Annotated in this window: 16 protein-coding genes and 1 tRNA gene; 10 read left to right on the top strand and 7 right to left on the bottom strand. The window is 25.2% G+C overall.

Annotated elements, in window-relative coordinates; translation table 11 throughout:
* Positions 1-144: 144 nt before the first annotated feature.
* Entirely contained in the window at positions 145-1,098 is a 954-nt protein-coding gene (gene ftsY / locus H0H73_RS00550; RefSeq protein ID WP_185852243.1) for a signal recognition particle-docking protein FtsY, read from the top strand.
* A gap of 62 nt (positions 1,099-1,160) precedes the next feature.
* Entirely contained in the window at positions 1,161-3,041 is a 1,881-nt protein-coding gene (gene htpG, locus H0H73_RS00545) for a molecular chaperone HtpG (RefSeq protein ID WP_185852242.1), read from the top strand.
* Positions 3,042-3,054: 13 nt separating this feature from the next.
* Here htpG and H0H73_RS00540 read toward each other — a convergent pair whose 3' ends face one another.
* Complete coding sequence (locus tag H0H73_RS00540) at positions 3,055-3,822, bottom strand: 3'-5' exonuclease (protein ID WP_185852241.1); 768 nt, start codon at positions 3,820-3,822, stop codon at positions 3,055-3,057.
* A 4-nt stretch (positions 3,823-3,826) separates the two neighbouring features.
* Positions 3,827-4,528 (bottom strand): CDP-alcohol phosphatidyltransferase family protein, encoded by a 702-nt coding sequence (locus H0H73_RS00535; RefSeq protein ID WP_317168017.1) that lies wholly within the window; start codon positions 4,526-4,528, stop codon positions 3,827-3,829.
* Positions 4,529-4,586: 58 nt separating this feature from the next.
* On the opposite strand from H0H73_RS00535, the gene ybeY reads away from it, so the two are divergent.
* A complete protein-coding gene (ybeY, locus tag H0H73_RS00530) occupies positions 4,587-5,003 on the top strand; it encodes an rRNA maturation RNase YbeY (RefSeq protein WP_185852240.1) in 417 nt (138 codons plus the stop codon).
* Between the two features lie 6 nt (positions 5,004-5,009).
* The gene (gene mnmG, locus H0H73_RS00525; protein WP_185852239.1) at positions 5,010-6,884 is read left to right on the top strand and encodes a tRNA uridine-5-carboxymethylaminomethyl(34) synthesis enzyme MnmG; all 1,875 of its coding nucleotides are present in this window, start codon (positions 5,010-5,012) and stop codon (positions 6,882-6,884) included.
* Here the strand turns inward: mnmG and H0H73_RS00520 are convergent.
* Positions 6,861-7,193, bottom strand: coding sequence for an FtsB family cell division protein (locus H0H73_RS00520; protein WP_238784363.1), 333 nt, complete (start codon positions 7,191-7,193; stop codon positions 6,861-6,863). The two genes, mnmG and H0H73_RS00520, sit on opposite strands and share 24 nt — an antisense overlap.
* Before the next feature lie 185 nt (positions 7,194-7,378).
* Between H0H73_RS00520 and fumC the strand changes: the two genes are divergently transcribed.
* Positions 7,379-8,764 carry a class II fumarate hydratase gene (gene fumC, locus H0H73_RS00515; RefSeq protein ID WP_185852238.1) on the top strand — a complete coding sequence of 462 codons (1,386 nt, stop codon included), beginning with the start codon at positions 7,379-7,381 and terminating at the stop codon, positions 8,762-8,764.
* Positions 8,765-8,773: 9 nt separating this feature from the next.
* Here fumC and H0H73_RS00510 read toward each other — a convergent pair whose 3' ends face one another.
* The gene (locus H0H73_RS00510; protein ID WP_185852237.1) at positions 8,774-9,541 is read right to left on the bottom strand and encodes a TatD family hydrolase; all 768 of its coding nucleotides are present in this window, start codon (positions 9,539-9,541) and stop codon (positions 8,774-8,776) included.
* Positions 9,542-9,571: 30 nt separating this feature from the next.
* On the opposite strand from H0H73_RS00510, the gene fabD reads away from it, so the two are divergent.
* From fabD to H0H73_RS00495, 3 genes are read left to right on the top strand one after another with little or no spacing between them, the layout of a single operon-like run.
* Positions 9,572-10,432, top strand: coding sequence for an ACP S-malonyltransferase (fabD, locus tag H0H73_RS00505; protein ID WP_185852236.1), 861 nt, complete (start codon positions 9,572-9,574; stop codon positions 10,430-10,432).
* Positions 10,433-10,449: 17 nt separating this feature from the next.
* The gene (locus H0H73_RS00500; RefSeq protein WP_185852235.1) at positions 10,450-11,385 is read left to right on the top strand and encodes a GYDIA family GHMP kinase; all 936 of its coding nucleotides are present in this window, start codon (positions 10,450-10,452) and stop codon (positions 11,383-11,385) included.
* Positions 11,386-11,432: 47 nt separating this feature from the next.
* Positions 11,433-12,683 carry a citrate synthase gene (locus H0H73_RS00495; protein ID WP_185852234.1) on the top strand — a complete coding sequence of 417 codons (1,251 nt, stop codon included), beginning with the start codon at positions 11,433-11,435 and terminating at the stop codon, positions 12,681-12,683.
* On the opposite strand, the gene H0H73_RS00490 is transcribed toward H0H73_RS00495, so the two are convergent.
* The 3 genes from H0H73_RS00490 to H0H73_RS00480 form a co-directional block, all read right to left on the bottom strand.
* Positions 12,684-12,765, bottom strand: a tRNA-Leu gene (locus H0H73_RS00490).
* Between the two features lie 24 nt (positions 12,766-12,789).
* Complete coding sequence (locus H0H73_RS00485) at positions 12,790-14,331, bottom strand: Rne/Rng family ribonuclease (RefSeq protein WP_185852233.1); 1,542 nt, start codon at positions 14,329-14,331, stop codon at positions 12,790-12,792.
* A gap of 194 nt (positions 14,332-14,525) precedes the next feature.
* Entirely contained in the window at positions 14,526-14,819 is a 294-nt protein-coding gene (locus H0H73_RS00480) for an HU family DNA-binding protein (RefSeq protein ID WP_185852232.1), read from the bottom strand.
* Between the two features lie 82 nt (positions 14,820-14,901).
* On the opposite strand from H0H73_RS00480, the gene mutY reads away from it, so the two are divergent.
* The gene (gene mutY / locus H0H73_RS00475; RefSeq protein WP_185852231.1) at positions 14,902-15,951 is read left to right on the top strand and encodes an A/G-specific adenine glycosylase; all 1,050 of its coding nucleotides are present in this window, start codon (positions 14,902-14,904) and stop codon (positions 15,949-15,951) included.
* Between the two features lie 106 nt (positions 15,952-16,057).
* A complete protein-coding gene (gldE, locus tag H0H73_RS00470; RefSeq protein ID WP_185852230.1) occupies positions 16,058-17,404 on the top strand; it encodes a gliding motility-associated protein GldE in 1,347 nt (448 codons plus the stop codon).
* Positions 17,405-17,440 lie beyond the last annotated feature (36 nt).

Raw genomic sequence — 17,440 nt, 5'->3', positions numbered from 1 at the left:
AAAAAAATTAAAAAAAAAAAAAAAAAGATCTTAGCTATAAGAATAGTAAAATCTAAAAAATCAGGTTGTTATACCTTTGAAAATAAAATGATTTCTGATGAAGAAATTAATATTTTTTTTATAAAAAAGTAATGACTTATCATAATGTTTTTTAAAAAAAAAGAAAAAAATAAAATATTCGATCATGAATTAAAAAAAACTAGAGAATCTTTTTTCTATAAAATCAGAAATATTTTTTTGAAAAAATCAAAAATAGATATCAATGTCATTGATCATATAGAAGAGATATTGTTATCTGCTGATATAGGAACAGAAACTACTATAAAAATTATTAGTAATTTAGAAAAAAGAATTCAAAAAGAAAAGTACAAAAACACGCAAGATATTTATAATATCCTTAAAAAGGAAATAGAAAATATTTTTATAGATATTCAAAACGTTGGTTTAGAAAAAAAAATAACAAAAAATAACAAAAAACCATATGTTATACTGATAGTCGGAGTGAATGGTGTAGGAAAAACAACTACAATTGGAAAATTAGCTTTTCTTCTAAAGAAAAAAGGATTTCATGTTGTCATAGGTGCAGCAGATACATTTAGAGCGGCAGCTATTGATCAACTTGAAATATGGGCAAATAAAGCTGGAGTTCCTTTAATCAAACAACATATGCATGCAGATCCAGCTTCTGTAGCATATGATACTTTACAATCTGCAAAATCCAAAAAAAAAGATGTGGTACTAATTGATACTGCTGGTCGATTACAAAATCGAATCAGTCTTATGGAAGAGCTATCTAAAATCAATAGAGTTATGAAAAAAATAATATCTGAATCTCCTCATGAAACTATACTCATTTTAGATGCAACAACCGGTCAAAATGCTTTTGAACAGGTCCGACAATTCACTTCTTTTGTTCAAATTTCTTCTATCATTTTAACAAAAATAGAAGGAACAGCCAAAGGAGGAGTGGGAATAGGAATTATGGATCAGTTTAAAATTCCTATACAATATTTAGGAATAGGAGAAAAAATACAGGATTTAAAAATATTTGATGGAAAAAAATTTGTAGATTATTTTTTCGAATACAGATCAAACTGACATAATGTTTTTATACAAATCACGGTATAATTTTTGTTTGATTTATTTATAATTCAATATTTATGATAAATAAAAAAATTAGTGTTACTTCAGATAATATTTTTCCTATTATTAAAAAATTTCTTTATTCAGATCAAGAAGTTTTCTTACGTGAACTTGTTTCCAATGCTATAGATGCTGTTGTTAAATTAAAAACTTTAATAAAACTAGAAAATTTATATGATATTGTTGATGATTTTAAAGTTAGAATTATCATAAATAAAATAAATAAGACACTTCATATTTTGGATAATGGGATAGGGATGACTCAAGAAGAAGTGGATAAGTTTATTAATCAAATAGCTTTCTCTGGAGCTGAAGAGTTTGTTAAAAAATATAAAAATAAAACAGATTCTAATATTATTGGACATTTTGGATTAGGTTTTTACTCTTCTTTTATGGTGTCAAATAAAGTTATAATACTCACTCAATCTTATAAAAAAAACGCATCATCCATATTTTGGTCTTGCGAAGGGGATCCAAATTTCATAATGAAAGAAATCGAAACCAGAGACAGAGGAACAGAAGTTATTTTATTTCTTAATGAAGAAAATCAAGAATTTTTAGAACATGGTCGTATTTTAAAATTATTGCAAAAATACTGTAAATTTATGCCTATAACAATTTCTTTGTCCTCAAAATCAAATGAAAAAGAAGATGATAAAGAGAAAGAAGACAAAGAAAAAGAAATTGTTATTAATAATATTAATCCTGCTTGGAATAAAAATCCACTTCAATTAAACGATAAGAATTATTTAGATTTTTACCATGAATTATATCCCAATCAATTAGAAGAACCTTTATTTTGGGTGCATCTAAACATAGATCATCCTTTTCATTTAACAGGAATTTTATATTTTCCTAAAATAGAAGAACGAATAGATATACAAAAAGATAAAATCTATTTGTATCAAAATCAAGTTTATATTACGGATAACTTGGAAGGAATTGTTCCAGATTTTCTTAGTTTATTAAGAGGAGTTATAGATTCTCCAGATATTCCTCTTAATGTATCACGTTCTCATTTACAATCGGATACATGTGTTAAAAATATATCTAAATATATAACAAGAAAAGTAGCTGATAAGCTAGATTCTATGTTTAGAACAAATAGAGAAAATTTTCAAAAAAAGTGGAAAGATATCAAAATTATAGTAGAATATGGAATGATTAGTACGAAAGATTTTTTTGATAAAGCTATAAAATTTTTTGTTTTTTATACTATAAATCATAGTTATTTTACATTGGAAGAATTTAGAGAAAAAATAAAAAATACTCAAAAAAATAAAGAAGGAAAAATTGTTTTTCTTTATTCTTCGGATCAAGATAAGCAATATAGTTCAATCAAAGAAGCTAAAGATAGATGTTATGAAGTTTTAATTTTAGACAGTCCACTTTCAGTTCATTTAATACAAAAATTGGAATTTTATTATCAAGAAATTTGTTTTGTTCGAGTGGATTCAGATCATATTGATAAATTAATTAATTCTAAAAGAGAGGAACAACTTCATTCCGAATTTTCGGAAAAAGAAAAACAAGATTTAAAAAATCTTATTAAAGATCATATAATGGAAGATTTTCAATTTTCCATACAATTAGAAGATTTATCCATAAAAGACAATCCTTTTTTAATTATCATTCCAGAATTTTTAAGAAGAATAAAAGAAATGAATTCCACTATAGGAAAAGAGATAGTAGAAAAAGATAAATATTACCAATTAATAGTAAATACAAATCATGTTTTAATGAAAAAAATATTAAAAGAAACATCAGAAGAAAAAAGAATAAAAATTATACAAGAAGCTTTAAATTTGACTCTTTTATCCAAAAATTTACTACATGGAAAAAATCTTGAAAATTTTATATCTAAAAAATTAAAAGATCTTATTCAAGAAATTCAATAGGAAAAATAGGTATCTATTTATTAAATTTTTTTAATTTAATTCCCGTTAATATTTTTTTTGTATATAATGGAAAATCTGAATTCTGTATCCAACCATAATAATTAGGATCTTTTTCAAAAATTTCAAAAACTTTCTCTCCTTTATATTTTCCAAAATTGAATATTTCATTTCCTTCTTCATCTATTTTTACGAATCCAGCAAGATCTGCTATGTTTTTTTGATGAGAAAATTGGTTTAGACTTTTTACGTCTTCTTTTAAGTTTTCATATTTTTCTAATTGTGCTAATAATATTTCGTATGTAGCAAATGTATCAGCTCTAGAACTATGAGCTTTCATAAGGTCTTTGCTACAAAAATATTTATAAGCAGCAGAAAGAGTTCTGGGTTCCATTTTATGAAATATGACTTGGACATCTATAGTTTTATGTTTTTTAATATCAAAAGATATCCCTGCACGAAGCATTTCTTCTGCTAAAATTGGAATATCAAATCTATTAGAATTATATCCTGCTAAATCTGTATTTTCAATCATTCTAAAAATAGAAGAAGCTACATCTTTAAATTTAAGTTTTCCTGCTACATCTTCATCTTTAATCCCATGAATAGCTGTTGATTGTGGAGGGATAGGAATTCCAGGACAAATTAACCAAGTTTTATCTTCTTGACCTCCATTAGGAAATATTTTTAATATAGATATTTCTATGATTCTATCTTTTCCTATATTGATTCCTGTTGCTTCTATATCAAAAAAACAAATAGGGCGATGCAGTTTTAATTTCATGTTTTTAATATGAATTTTTTTGTTTTAATCTATGAAAATAGATTGAGGTTATTATATAAAAAACAATAATGCATGGTAAAGCAATCATATGTAAAGTTAATAAAAGAAATGTACTAATCAATAAAAAAATATAACGCATTTTATTATTTTTCCAATAGAAATTTTCAAAATTTAAAGAAAACATTGTAATCTGAGATACTAAAAAATAACAGGAAAAGAATATCATAAAAAGCATTGTAATAAAATATATAATTTTTTTATCTATAAAAGGTATAGCATGATTTGTAATTATTATAGATAAAGAAGAAAAAAAAAGAGTATTTACAGGTGTTGTTAGTCCTACAATATGATTACGAGGATTAATATTAAATTTAGCTAAACGATATGCGGAAACAATGGAAATAAAAAATGCTGAATACTCAATGAATGGAATTGGTGACTTTTCTTTCAATAAAAGAAAAACTATTATAGAAGGAACTATTCCAAAAGAAACCATATCTGCTAGAGAATCTAATTCTTTTCCAAACTGATTTTCATTTTTTATTAATCTAGAAAAAAAACCATCTAAAAAATCAAAAATTATTGAAAATGAAGTAGCAATAGTAGAATGATTAAAATTTTTTGATTGCAAAAATATTATAGATATGCATCCACAAAATAAATTTAATAAAGTGAATATGTTAGGAATTATTTTTAGTGTTATCAAAATTATGTAAATAAATAAGAATTCTTCTAAAATAAGAAATATTATTTTATAATGTATAATGATTAAGTTATTCTACGAAATTTCTGACTTTCATATTAAAAAAAGATCTTTTTTTATTAAAGAAATTTGTATTTTATTAAATAATGAAGGTATGTCCATTGGAAATATTAACTATATTTTTTGTAATGATGACTTTCTTTTAGAAATGAATAAAAAATATTTAAAAAAAAATTTCTATACAGATGTACTTACGTTTAATTATTCTATTCATAAATATATTTCCGGAGATATATTTATCAGTGTAGATCGTGTTTATGATAATTCCAAACAATGGAATCAATTTTTTATGTATGAATTGAAACGTGTTATGATACATGCTGCATTACATCTTTTAGGATATGATGACCATAATTACATTAATAGGAAAATTATGAAAGAAAAAGAAGAGTTTTATTTAAATTTATTTCAATTTTAAAAAATCATGTTTCTAGATATATATGATGTTATTGTGATAGGTGGAGGACATGCTGGTATTGAAGCCGCTTCTGCATCTTCTAATATGGGATCCAAAACTTTACTTATCACTACTAACTTACAAACAATAGGTCAAATGTCATGTAATCCGGCAATGGGAGGAATAGCTAAAGGTCAAATGATTAGAGAAGTGGATGCCTTAGGAGGTTATTCCGGAATCATTGCAGATTCTAGTACAATTCAATTTAGAATGCTTAATAAATCTAAAGGCCCTGCTATGTGGAGTCCTAGGGCTCAATGTGATAGAAAATTATTTTCCTATTATTGGAGATTTTTTATAGAAAAAAATGCTAATTTAGACCTATACCAGGATACAGTAACATCTTTAATCATAGAACGATATAAAGTTAAAGGCGTTCAAACTTATTTCGGTTTAAAAATTAAAGGAAAATCAGTAATACTTACAAATGGGACTTTTTTAAATGGAAAAATACATATTGGGGAAATAAAAATGAATGGAGGGAGGATGGCAGAACAAGAAGTAAGAGGAATCACGGAACAATTAACAAAAAATTTTGGATTTAGATTTGGAAGAATGAAAACAGGGACATCCCCAAGAGTTGATGGACGTTCTTTAAATTATGATAAAATGAAGTCTCAAAGTGGAGATGCAGATCCAAAAAAATTTTCTTTTTTTTATAATACAAAAAAATTGGAAAAACAAAAAGAATGTTATATTACTTATACTAATCAAAAAGTACATGATTTTATACGTAAAAATTTCAGTTATTCTCCACTTTATACAGGCTCTATTCAAGGGGTTAGTCCTAGATATTGTCCTTCTATAGAAGAAAAGGTTTTTCGGTTTTCGGATAAAAAAGAACATACAATTTTTGTTGAACCAGAAGGATGGAATACTGTAGAAGTATATGTAAATGGTTTTTCTACCTCTTTTCCAGAAAAAATACAATATCAATCTTTAAAAAAAATTACAGGGTTTGAACAAGTAAAAATATTAAAACCTGGATATGCTATTGAATACGATTATTTTCCTCCAGAACAACTCAAGGCAACTTTAGAAAGCAAAATTATAGAAAATCTTTTTTTTGCTGGACAAATTAATGGGACTACGGGATATGAAGAAGCAGCGGCACAAGGATTAATAGCAGGAATTAATGTTCATTTAAAAATACATCAAAAAGAACCATTTATTCTAAAAAGAAATCAGGCTTATATCGGCGTTTTAATAGATGATCTGATTACAAAAGGGACAAAAGAACCTTATAGAATGTTTACTTCAAGAGCTGAATATAGAATGTTATTGCGACAAGATAATGCTGATGAAAGATTGACTCCTATGGGACATAACATAGGTTTGATTTCAGAAAAAAAAATGATACTGTTAGATAGAAAAAAGTCTAAAATAGAAAAATGTATGTATTTATTTAAAAATAAAAATATTGATCCAAAAACTATAAACCCTGTATTACATACTAAAAAATCTCCTAAAATATATTATGATAAAAAAATAGAAACTATTTTATCTCGTTCTGAAATTAATATTGAAGATATTATATCCATTCCATTTTTGATGGAGGAAATTCAAAAAAATGATTTTTCACAAGAAATATTGGAACAGGTATCTATTAGGATAAAATATAAGGGATACATAGATAGAGAAGAAAAAAATGCAAAAAAATTATTGAAATTGGAAAGTATTAAAATTCCGAATAATTTTGATTATAAATCAATTAAATCTCTTTCTTCGGAAGCAAGAGAAAAATTAGACTATCATCGTCCAATATCATTAGCTCAAGCTTCAAGAATTAGTGGAATATCTCCTTCAGATTTAAGTATTTTACTTATTCATATAAATCGTTAAATTTTTTTTTTCTATTTTTTTATATATAATAAATAAATCCTCATCTTCTTTTTTCATGTAAAATTTTTCTCTTGCTAATTTTTCAAGATATTTCGAATCTGTAGTTAATTTTTTTAATTTAGTTTCTTCTAATGAAATTTTCTTATTCAGAAAATTTCTATTATATGTCATTTTCTGAATATTTTTTTTCAATTTATAATGTAACATTAAAGAATTAGAATCAAAAAAAGACATCCATATAAAGAAAAAAATACTAATCCAAAAGTATTTGTTTTTAAATATTCTATATTTTTTTTCTACCATTACCATATTTGAAACGGATTGCAAATATGTTAATTAATACACTTATAATCCAGTAAATACTAAAAAAAGATAAAAAAAATACACACCAAAAACCAGATATAGTGATGAGTAAGAAAAACAAAAATCCTATAAATTTAATAATCATATAAAAATTATAATTTTTATATATAATTTCGTAAAAAAATAGGATAATGACATATAGAATAGAAAAAGATACTTTAGGAGTTGTTAAAGTTCCTGTTAAAAAATATTGGGGAGCACAAACAGAAAGATCTAGAACCAATTTTAAAATTGGACCAGAAGCTTCTATGCCTATAGAGATTATTCATGCATTTGGTTTTTTAAAAAAAGCGGCAGCTTGTGTTAACTTTGAATTTGGAATTTTATCCAAAAAAAAGAAAGATATGATATCTTTAGTTTGTGATGAAATTATAGAAGAAAAATTAAATAATCAATTTCCTTTAGTGATATGGCAAACAGGTTCAGGAACTCATACTAATATGAATATTAATGAGGTTATTTCTAATAGGGCTCATGTTTTAATGGGAAAAAAATTAGGAAGTTCCCAATCTTTTATTCATCCCAATGATGATGTAAATATGTCTCAATCATCCAATGATACCTTTTCTACAGCAATGCATATAGCCTCTTATAAAGAATTAGTAAAAAAAACTATTCCTTCTATCCAAAAATTAAAAAAAATTTTGGAAGAAAAATCAAAATTATTTCATAATGTTATTAAAATAGGTAGAACCCATCTTATGGATGCTACTCCTATTACTTTAGGACAAGAATTTTCAGGATATGTTTCTCAAATAGATCATGGATTAAATGCTATAAAAAAAACTTTAGATCATCTTTCTGAATTGGCTATAGGAGGAACTGCTGTAGGAACAGGATTGAATGCTCCCAAAGGATACGATATAAAAATAACAGAATATATATGTAAATATACTGGTCTTCCTTTTAAAGTAGCAAAAAATAAGTTTGAAGCAATATCATCTCATGATGCAATAGTAGAATCTCATAGTGCTCTTAAACAAATTGCTGTTTCTTTAATTAAAATATCAAATGATATTCGTTTTTTAGCTTCTGGCCCACGTTCAGGTATTGGAGAAATTCATATTCCTGCAAATGAACCAGGATCTTCTATAATGCCTGGAAAAGTAAATCCTACTCAATGCGAGGCAATCATTATGGTTTGCACTCAAATTATAGGAAATGATGTATCTATTTCTATAGCAGGATCTTCAGGTAATTACGAATTAAATGTAGCTAAACCATTAATGGCATATAATTTTTTACAATCGGCCCAATTACTTGCAGATGCTTGTACTTCTTTTTCTTCTTTTTGCGTGAAAGGAATAACTCCAAATTATCATAGGATTAAAGAATTTTTGGATAAATCTTTGATGTTGGTAACAGCACTTAATACACATATTGGATATGAAAAATCAGCAGAAATTGCAAAATTTGCTTATGTAAATAATAGTACGTTAAAAGAAGAGGCGATTCGATTAGGATATTTAACTGTTGACGAATTTGAAAAACTAGTTAATCCATCAAAAATGGTATGAATAATTTCCTCAAAAAAATAATTTTTCCACATTCAAGTGAATAATATCGGATATTTTTTCTTCTGATGTAGAATAAATCTGTGATAATTTTTTTAAAATTATTGTTAAATTTTTAGGTTCATTTCTTTTTCCTCTAAAAGGATGTGGAGAAAGATAAGGAGAATCAGTTTCTAATACTATATGATTCAAATTTATTTTATGTAAAAATTGACTAACATGATTATTTTTAAAAGTTATCATTCCTCCAATACCTAGTTTTATTCCAAAATCAATAATTTTTTGAGCTTGTTTCAAAGTTCCGGAAAAACAATGAAAAACTCCTTTAAGAGAAGAATTTTTTTCTTTTGATAAAATATGAAAAACTTGATCAAAAGCCTTTCTACAATGTATGACTACGGGTAATTTTTTTTGTTTAGCCCATTGTATTTGAGTTTGAAAAGCATATTCTTGTTCAGAAACAAATTTTTTTTCTAAATGAAGATCCATTCCAATTTCTCCTACAGAAATAAAGGAATGTTTATATAGCCATGTTTTAATATTTTGTAATTCTTTTTCTAAACTATATGGATCAACTTTATTAGGATGCAATCCTATCATGGAAAAACATATATTAGGATATTTTTTTTCTAATTTTAATATATTAGGAATGGTAGAACTATCTATAGAAGGAAGTAAAAACCTATTGATCCCTTTATGAAAAGCTTTTTGTATTACAAAATTAATATCTTCATCAAATTCTTTCATGTATAAATGAGTATGGGTATCAGTAATTTTCATGTAATAATTAATTTTAAATAAAAATATTTTATGAAAGCTTATTTATTTCCGGGGCAAGGATCTCAATTTTTAGGAATGGGAAAAGATTTATACAAAAATTCTCATTTAGCAAAAAAATTATTTCAATTATCAGACGAAGTTTTAGGTTTCAGAATTACATCTGTAATGTTTGAAGGATCTATGGATACTTTAAAAAATACAAAATATACACAATTGGCAATTTATATATATTCAGTTATAAAAGCAAAAACATTAAATAATTTTGAACCTGATATGGTAGCTGGACATTCTCTGGGGGAATTTTCTGCTTTAGCTGCAATTAATGTTTTTTCTTTTGAAGATGGATTAAAATTAGTGAATCAAAGGGCTTTAATTATGCAAGATATTTGTGAGTTAACCCATGGAGGTATGGCTGTAGTGTTTGGGTTAAAAGATTCTATTATAGAAGATGTTTGTAAAAAGGATCATGGTATTATAGTTCCATCTAATTATAATAGTCCTGAACAATTAGTAATTTCTGGAGAGATTCAATCTTTAAGAAGAGTTTGTTCTTTTCTTAAAAAAATAGGAGCTAAAAAAATATTTATTCTTCCTGTACATGGAGCTTTTCATTCTCCGATTATGGAACCAGCCCAAAAAAAATTTCAAAAAATTGTAAATAAAATTTATTTTAAAGATTCTAAATATCCAATATATCAAAATGTAACTGCTTTACCTGTTATAAAATCTTATGACATAAAAAAAAATCTTGTAAAACAACTGACTTCTCCAGTTAAATGGAAACAATCTATAAAAAATATGATGGATCATGGAGCTGTTTCATTTACAGAAATAGGTCCAGGTAATATTTTACAAGGCTTAATTAAAAAAATTTCAAAAAATTATACCTAAAAAAATATAAATCCATAATGCATAGACATAGATATAAACGTTTTTTTTATAGTCATGGAAAACTATTGTTAACAGGTGAATATTTTATTCTGTATGGAGCCTGTGGTTTAGCTCTACCTACAATTAAAGGACAATCATTAACTATTTTTGGACACAATTTATCTTCTGTTTTACATTGGAAAAGTTATGATGAAATTAATCAACTTTGGTTTGAAGGGGTGTTTCAACTTCCTTCCTTAGATATTTGTTACGAAACAGAAAAAAATACGGCTCTTAAATTAAGAGACTTATTATTAAAATCTAAAGAAGTTCAAAAAAATTTTATTCCTAATGAATTAGGGATATACGTTAAAACACAATTAGAATTTCCCAGAAATTGGGGATTAGGTAGTAGTTCTACTTTAATTAATAACATAGCGAAATGGGCAAAAATAGATCCTTATATATTATTAGGAAATAATTTTTCAGGAAGTGGATATGATATAGCTTGTGTTTCTATTTCAAAACCTATAATTTACAAGTTATGGAATCAAAAACCTCATATTATTCCTATAGAATTTAATCCTCCATTTAAAAATCAGCTTTTTTTTCTTCATCTCAACAAAAAACAGAATACTTGTGATGAAATACGATACTTTCGTTCTAAAGTATCTAATATATCTAATGAAAATATAGAATCCATATCTTACATAACTCAAAAAATTCCTTTTTGTAAAACATTAAAAGAATTTGAAGAATTACTATTAAAACATGAAAAAATTATATCAAAAATACTAAACCTTCCTACTATTAAAGAAATATATTTTCCAGACTATTTAGGAATAGTAAAAAGCTTAGGTGCTTGGGGGGGGGATTTTGTTTTGGTAAGTTCTAGAAAAGGAATGAAAAATTATTTTTCTAAAAAAGGATTTAATACACTTATTTCATTTGATGAAATGATTTTCAAAATATAAAAGTTACATTTTACTTATATTATATATATTTAAAAAATTTATTTATTATGTGCAGTGTCGTGAATTTTAATATAAATGGATATCATTACAAACTTCCTGTAATTTATGGAACTTTTTATGATAAAGCTATTAATATTTCTCAATTAAGAGAAAATACAGGTTTTATTACATTTGATCCAGGATTTAAAAACACAGGAATTACCAAAAGTTCCATTAGTTTTATAGACGGAGAAAAAGGAGAACTTTTATATAGAGGATATCCTATTGAACAAATTATTAATAAGTGTTCATTTATAGAAACAAGTTATCTTATTTTAAATGGAGAACTTCCTGATACTGCACAATTAAAGTCCTTTTCTGAAAAAATAAAAAAATTCAATTATATTCATAAGGAAATAAATAAAATACTTGATAATATTCCAAATTTTTATCATCCAATGGGAATTTTATCTTTTTTAACTTATACTTTAGATGCATTTATAAATTGTTTACAGGAAGAAGATATGTATCTTCATCTGTTAGCTAAGCTACCTATATTGGCCGCTTTAACCTATAGAAAAAAAATTGGATTACCTCTTTCTTATGCAGATTATCACCTTGATTACACGTCTAATTTGTTAAAAATGTTTTTTTCTATTCCTAATAAATCTTATGAGCAAAGTCCGATTATAGCAGATGCTTTGAATAAAATTTTAATATTACATGCTGATCATGAGCAAAATTGTTCCACAACTACCGTTCGTTTATTAGGTTCCGCTCATGTTGGCTTATTTTCATCTATATCGGCAGGGATGAGCGCTCTTTGGGGGAGATTACATGGAGGGGCGAATCAAGCTGTAATTGAAATGTTAGAATCTATTTTACAAAGTGGAGGAAATATAAAAAAATGGATAGAAAAAGCAAAAAATAAAAAAGATCCATTCCGACTCATGGGATTTGGACATAGAATTTATAAAAATTTTGATCCTAGAGCTAGGATAGCTAAAAAAGTAGCTGAAAATGTAATTCAACAATTAGGGATTTCTGATCCAATATTGGAATTGGCAAAAAACCTTGAAAATGATGCTCTTCAGGATTCTTATTTTATAGAAAAAAAACTTTATCCTAATATTGATTTCTATTCCGGTATTATTTATCAAGCTATAGGAATTCCAAAAGATATGTTTACTGTTATGTTTGCTTTAGGAAGATTACCAGGATGGATGGCTCATTGGAAAGAAATGAAATTAAATAGAGAACCCATAGGAAGACCTAGACAAATTTATATAGGATATAAAAAAAGAAATATAAAAAATTAGTGCGGGCGAAGGGATTCGAACCCTTATGCCTATAGGCATCAGATCCTAATTCTGACGTGTATACCGGTTTCACCACGCCCACTAAAGGAAAAATTTATAATAAATTTTAATAAAAATAAAAAGATGATGATACGATTTCGTGATTTTTATTTAGAATTTGATATTCTGTATATCCGAATGAATCTCTTGGAATTATTTTAATCCATTTTTTATATTTTAATAACCATTTTTGTTGAATAGAAGGGAATCCTTTTTTTAAATAAGATGAAACAAAAGAATGAATATGTAATTGTATTCCTTTATGATTTTTATTTTTTATAATAGTTTCTATAACGAATTCTAAATAATGAATATAATCTGCAGGAGAATTTTGATACTGTTTATTATTCATTTTTTTTAATTCAGGTCTTACTCTATGACGAGTAAATTGAACTAACCCAAATTTATTGGGAGGTAAAATTTTGTGTTTTGCTCTATCATTTTTCATTTTTTCCTTTAAATGTTCATAAAGCTGTTTTTTTTGTATGGAATCATACATATCTATAAAATCCACTACAATTATACCTCCCATGTCTCTTAATCTGAGTTGCCTTGCTATTTCTGTTGCCGCTAATATATTTATTTTCAATATATTATCGATTCTTTCTGATTCTGTACAATTTTTCATCATATGATTACTCATTCCACTATTAACATCTATAACATGTAAAGCTTCAGTATGTTCTATGATAAGATAAGCTCCATTTTCAAGAGGAACATTTTTTCCTAAAAAAATTTGTATTTGTTTTTCTATTCCATATTTTTCAAATATGGGGATATTTTCTTTATAATATTTAATTATACTGGTTTTTTCTGGAGCGATTAAAGATAAATATGAATGAATTTCTTGGCAAAGAAAATCGTTATTACAAGAAATAGATTTAAAATTATCATCGAATATATCTCTTAATAAACAATAAGTTTTACTATTTTCACTTAATATCCGAACTGGAGGTAAAAATTTCATTAAATTATTTAATGTTCTTTTCCATTTTTTGATTAAAAAAATTAGCTCCTCACTTATAACTTCTTCTATTTCATGATCAGCAGCCGTACGAATAATAATTCCAAATTCATTAGGTATTATTTTCTTTATGTAGGAAATCAATCTACTTCTTTCTTTTATATTTTTTATTTTTTTAGAAATAGAAATTTTTTCCGAAAAAGGAATGAGTATTAAATTTCTACCTGGAATGCAAATTTTTGTGGTAAGTTTTGGTCCTTTATTAGAAATCGGTTCTTTCGAAATTTGAACCAATATTTTTTGTCCAATATGTAATATATGATCTATAGAATTTTTTTCTTTTTGATTTTCTAAATTATTAATAACATATTTTTTTTTTATGTGATTCGTGTATATCAAATCTAACATTTGATTGATTTGAAATCCAAGATCATCATAATGTAAAAAAGCTCCTTTTGAATTTCCTATATCTATGATAGCTGCATTTAATCCATATAAAATTTTCTTAACTATTCCTAAATAAATATCTCCTACAGAGAATTTTTTATCAAAAATATCTCTGTGAAGCTCCAATAACTTTCCTTCTTCCAAAAGAGCGATTTTAACTTCTTGTTCTTCTGCATTTATAATTAACTCTTTATTCATACACAAAAACAAGGAAAAAAGTTTTAGAAATTACAATATATTAATTTTAATAAAATTATTATTTCTTTTTATGTCTATTTTTCCTATTTCTTTTTTTTCTTTTATGGGTTGCTATTTTACGTCTTTTTCTTTTTTTTCCGTTTGGCATAATTTTCATTTAGTAATTATTGATTCATAGTATTATCATTTTATTCTTATTCCTTTATAGGAACATTTTTTTTCACTAATTCTGTGAAAGATTTTGCAGGTTTAAATGCTGGTATATTATGCGCAGGAATTACAATAGACATATCTTTGGATATATGGCGTCCAAGTTTTTTCGCTCTATATTTAATAATAAATGATCCAAATCCTCTTAGATAAACATTTTCTCCAGATGTTAAACTTTGTTTTATTTTTTTCATAAATGTTTCTATCACCTTTTGCGTATCAATTCTTTCAGATCCAGTTTCTGATATGATTTCTGTTATTATATCTGCTTTTGTCATGTTAAATCATTATATCGAATAACAAAATTCGGTTTCCTAAATATACCAATTTTTTATAAAATTGCTCTAAAATTAAATATATATGGATTTTTCCAAAAAAATAATAAATTGGTACAAAAAAAATCATAGAAAACTTCCTTGGAGAGAAACTAAAAATCCATATTATATATTGGTTTCAGAATTTATGTTGCAACAAACAAGAGTTTCACAAACCATAAAATATTATTTTAACTTTATAAAAGAATTTTCTAGTTTAGAAAAACTAGCTCAAGCAGAAGAGAAAGATGTCTTAAAAAAGTGGGAAGGACTAGGTTATTATTCTAGAGCAAAATACTTGCATTCTTTTGCTAAAAAATTAAAAAATAACAAAAATTCTTTTCCAAAAAAATATCAAGAATTAATAAAATATAAAGGAATAGGTCTGTATACAGGAGCAGCTATAGCATCTATATGTTTTCATGAAGTTATCCCTGCTATTGATGGAAATGCTTGTAGAGTATTTTCTAGATACTTTGGTATTTACAATGATATCACATCTACTACTACAAAAAATATGTTTCGAGTTATTGTATCAAAAATAATAGATATTAAACAACCAGGAATTTTTAATCAAGCAATTATGGATTTAGGATCGATTTTATGTACTCCAAAAAATCCTAAATGTTTGTTTTGTCCAGTGAAAGACTCTTGTTTTTCCATTAAAAATGAAACTGTAGACAAATTACCTGTAAAAAAAATAAAAAAATTTATAAAACATAGATTTTTTTATTATCTTTTCATATGTGATCGGAATCATAATATTTGTATAAATAAAAGATCAACTAAAGATATATGGAAGGGCCTTTATGATTTTCCTTTAATAGAATCGAAAAAAAATCTTTCAATTCATGAAATAAAAGATAAAATTTGGGAAAAATTTCGTGTAGTTGTTTCTAGCACTTTGATCTATAAAATCAAACATAAACTCACTCATCAAATTTTATCAATTCAATTTTTGAATTGTGAAGTTTTACAAGATTTTAAAAAAAATATATTATTTGATAATTTTTTTTTTATACCACATAGTAAAATAGGAGAGTACCCTTTTCCTCGTCCTATTATTTTATTTTTAAAACATGAAAAAATGATTTAGTTTTTATTTTTATATGAATCCTGTATGTATATGAATTAGGGATCCATTTTTTATCATATAAATTTTACATTTTCTTTTCTAAAAATTATTATCAAAATTTAATCTATTGGAAAAAGAATCTTCGACGAATGTTTTTTTAGAAAAAACTTTATATTTAGTTTTTTATTTTGCATTAATAATAATACTGTTATTATTTTCTGCATTAATATCTGGATCAGAAACTGCTTTTTTTTGTATTGAAAAAAAAACTCTTGATAAAGAGAGAAAAAAAAACTCTTATAAAGGGAATATTGTATTTCAAATTCTAAGAGAGAAAAAAAAACTTTTAGCAACAATATTAATATCTAATAATTTTTCTAATATTGGAATTGTCATATTAAGTTCTTATTTAATAACAGAATTTTTACAAAAAAAATATTTTATTATTTATAACCGATTTCATGTCCCCATTAATTTTATTTTAGAGGTTGTCGTTCTTACTTTTATTTTACTTTTATTTGGAGAAATTATACCTAAAATATATGCTAGTAAAAATAATTTTCGTTTTGCTATTTTTATGGCAAAGCCTTTAATTATTCTTAGTAAAATATTAGATCCAATAAGTAAAATCATAATTTTCATTTCAAAGTCTATAGAAAAAAAAGTAATAAAAAAAAAGAATCTAATTTCTGTAGATCAGCTTTCAAAAGCTTTGAAAATTACGTCTCCAAATAAAAAAAATATTAAAGAACGTCAGTTTTTACAAAGAATTGTTGATTTTGGAAATACAGAAACACATCAGATTATGACTCCAAGAATAGATATGTTTGCTTTAAATAGGAACAAAAATTTTTCCGATGTTTTAGAATTAGTCCGTTATCAAGGATACTCTCGTATTCCTGTCTATAAAGAGAGTATTGATGATATAGAAGGAGTTCTTTTTGCTAAAGATCTTCTTCCATTTATTTATGATAAAAATTTTCAATGGAATCAACTCATTCATATTCCTTTTTTTGTTCCAGAAAAAAAAAAGATAGATGATCTTCTAAGCGATTTTAAAAAAAGGAAAATACATTTAGCTATTGTGGTAGATGAATACGGAGGAACATGTGGATTAGTCACTCTTGAAGATGTAATTGAGGAAATAGTAGGGGATATCATTGATGAATTTGATGAAGAAGATATGTCTTATTCTAAATTAAATCAAGATAATTATTTATTTGATGGAAAAACATCTTTAATTAATTTTTATCGTATTATGAATATTAAAGAAGAAATTTTTTTTGAAAATAAAAAAGGAGATGCAGATACTTTAGGTGGATTTATTATGGAAATAAATAAAGAATTTCCTAAAAAAAAACAGAAAATAAATTTTTTAAATTATTCTTTTATTATAAAAAGCATTGATCATAAGAGAATAAAAACTATAGAAGTTATAAGAAAAAAAAATGAATTAGATAATGTATGGCATTAAAATGAAAAAAATTAAATTTGATGGAATATTATAGTT

Source organism: Blattabacterium cuenoti, assembly GCF_014251335.1.
GTDB lineage: Bacteria > Bacteroidota > Bacteroidia > Flavobacteriales > Blattabacteriaceae > Blattabacterium > Blattabacterium cuenoti_G.
The sequence above is the reverse complement of the archived record's forward strand: the minus strand, read 5'-3'. Positions and strand labels throughout refer to the sequence as shown.